Source organism: Pseudomonas sp. 43(2021) (genome assembly GCF_017490805.1).
Lineage (GTDB): Bacteria > Pseudomonadota > Gammaproteobacteria > Pseudomonadales > Pseudomonadaceae > Aquipseudomonas.
In genome coordinates this window covers 1-2458 of sequence record NZ_JAFGYJ010000065.1, presented here as the reverse complement: position 1 = coordinate 2458, position 2458 = coordinate 1, and the positions used below count along the sequence as shown (strand labels likewise).

At 46.7% G+C, this 2458-nt stretch carries 5 protein-coding genes and 1 pseudogene; all 6 read right to left on the bottom strand.

Going from position 1 to position 2458, the window contains the following annotated elements:
- Positions 1 to 181: pseudogene (locus tag J5M71_RS25785) on the bottom strand (exonuclease); the annotation flags it as partial.
- Complete coding sequence (bet, locus tag J5M71_RS25780) at positions 178 to 963, bottom strand: phage recombination protein Bet (protein WP_000100844.1); 786 nt, start codon at positions 961 to 963, stop codon at positions 178 to 180. The pseudogene J5M71_RS25785 and the gene bet, both read right to left, overlap by 4 nt.
- Before the next feature lie 5 nt (positions 964 to 968).
- Positions 969 to 1265, bottom strand: coding sequence for a host-nuclease inhibitor Gam family protein (locus J5M71_RS25775; RefSeq protein WP_000995451.1), 297 nt, complete (start codon positions 1263 to 1265; stop codon positions 969 to 971).
- Between the two features lie 74 nt (positions 1266 to 1339).
- Positions 1340 to 1468 carry a host cell division inhibitory peptide Kil gene (gene kil / locus J5M71_RS25770; RefSeq protein WP_001007579.1) on the bottom strand — a complete coding sequence of 43 codons (129 nt, stop codon included), beginning with the start codon at positions 1466 to 1468 and terminating at the stop codon, positions 1340 to 1342.
- A gap of 220 nt (positions 1469 to 1688) precedes the next feature.
- Positions 1689 to 2057 (bottom strand): DUF2528 family protein, encoded by a 369-nt coding sequence (locus J5M71_RS25760; RefSeq protein ID WP_000065374.1) that lies wholly within the window; start codon positions 2055 to 2057, stop codon positions 1689 to 1691.
- A gap of 182 nt (positions 2058 to 2239) precedes the next feature.
- Positions 2240 to 2458 (bottom strand): antirestriction Ral family protein (locus J5M71_RS25755; protein ID WP_243434350.1); only part of this gene is annotated, 219 nt, incomplete at its 5' end.

The following is a 2458-nucleotide window of genomic DNA, read 5'->3' as shown; positions in this document are numbered from 1 at the left end:
GGGTGTGGAAGTAGGACATTTTCATGTCAGGCCACTTCTTTCCGGAGCGGGGTTTTGCTATCACGTTGTGAACTTCTGAAGCGGTGATGACGCCGAGCCGTAATTTGTGCCACGCATCATCCCCCTGTTCGACAGCTCTCACATCGATCCCGGTACGCTGCAGGATAATGTCCGGTGTCATGCTGCCACCTTCTGCTCTGCGGCTTTCTGTTTCAGGAATCCAAGAGCTTTTACTGCTTCGGCCTGTGTCAGTTCTGACGATGCACGAATGTCGCGGCGAAATATCTGGGAACAGAGCGGCAATAAGTCGTCATCCCATGTTTTATCCAGGGCGATCAGCAGAGTGTTAATCTCCTGCATGGTTTCATCGTTAACCGGAGTGATGTCGCGTTCCGGCTGACGTTCTGCAGTGTATGCAGTATTTTCGACAATGCGCTCGGCTTCATCCTTGTCATAGATACCAGCAAATCCGAAGGCCAGACGGGCACACTGAATCATGGCTTTATGACGTAACATCCGTTTGGGATGCGACTGCCACGGCCCCGTGATTTCTCTGCCTTCGCGAGTTTTGAATGGTTCGCGGCGGCATTCATCCATCCATTCGGTAACGCAGATCGGATGATTACGGTCCTTGCGGTAAATCCGGCATGTACAGGATTCATTGTCCTGCTCAAAGTCCATGCCATCAAACTGCTGGTTTTCATTGATGATGCGGGACCAGCCATCAACGCCCACCACCGGAACGATGCCATTCTGCTTATCAGGAAAGGCGTAAATTTCTTTCGTCCACGGATTAAGGCCGTACTGGTTGGCAACGATCAGTAATGCGATGAACTGCGCATCGCTGGCATCACCTTTAAATGCCGTCTGGCGAAGAGTGGTGATCAGTTCCTGTGGGTCGACAGAATCCATGCCGACACGTTCAGCCAGCTTCCCAGCCAGCGTTGCGAGTGCAGTACTCATTCGTTTTATACCTCTGAATCAATATCAACCTGGTGGTGAGCAATGGTTTCAACCATGTACCGGATGTGTTCTGCCATGCGCTCCTGAAACTCAACATCGTCATCAAACGCACGGGTAATGGATTTTTTGCTGGCCCCGTGGCGTTGCAAATGATCGATGCATAGCGATTCAAACAGGTGCTGGGGCAGGCCTTTTTCCATGTCGTCTGCCAGTTCTGCCTCTTTCTCTTCACGGGCGAGCTGCTGGTAGTGACGCGCCCAGCTCTGAGCCTCAAGACGATCCTGAATGTAATAAGCGTTCATGGCTGAACTCCTGAAATAGCTGTGAAAATATCGCCCGCGAAATGCCGGGCTGATTAGGAAAACAGGAAAGGGGGTTAGTGAATGCTTTTGCTTGATCTCAGTTTCAGTATTAATATCCATTTTTTATAAGCGTCGACGGCTTCACGAAACATCTTTTCATCGCCAATAAAAGTGGCGATAGTGAATTTAGTCTGGATAGCCATAAGTGTTTGATCCATTCTTTGGGACTCCTGGCTGATTAAGTATGTCGATAAGGCGTTTCCATCCGTCACGTAATTTACGGGTGATTCGTTCAAGTAAAGATTCGGAAGGGCAGCCAGCAACAGGCCACCCTGCAATGGCATATTGCATGGTGTGCTCCTTATTTATACATAACGAAAAACGCCTCGAGTGAAGCGTTATTGGTATGCGGTAAAACCGCACTCAGGCGGCCTTGATAGTCATATCATCTGAATCAAATATTCCTGATGTATCGATATCGGTAATTCTTATTCCTTCGCTACCATCCATTGGAGGCCATCCTTCCTGACCATTTCCATCATTCCAGTCGAACTCACACACAACACCATATGCATTTAAGTCGCTTGAAATTGCTATAAGCAGAGCATGTTGCGCCAGCATGATTAATACAGCATTTAATACAGAGCCGTGTTTATTGAGTCGGTATTCAGAGTCTGACCAGAAATTATTAATCTGGTGAAGTTTTTCCTCTGTCATTACGTCATGGTCGATTTCAATTTCTATTGATGCTTTCCAGTCGTAATCAATGATGTATTTTTTGATGTTTGACATCTGTTCATATCCTCACAGATAAAAAATCGCCCTCACACTGGAGGGCAAAGAAGATTTCCAATAATCAGAACAAGTCGGCTCCTGTTTAGTTACGAGCGACATTGCTCCGTGTATTCACTCGTTGGAATGAATACACAGTGCAGTGTTTATTCTGTTATTTATGCCAAAAATAAAGGCCACTATCAGGCAGCTTTGTTGTTCTGTTTACCAAGTTCTCTGGCAATCATTGCCGTCGTTCGTATTGCCCATTTATCGACATATTTCCCATCTTCCATTACAGGAAACATTTCTTCAGGCTTAACCATGCATTCCGATTGCAGCTTGCATCCATTGCATCGCTTGAATTGTCCACACCATTGATTTTTATCAATAGTCGTAGTCATACGGATAGTCCTGGTATT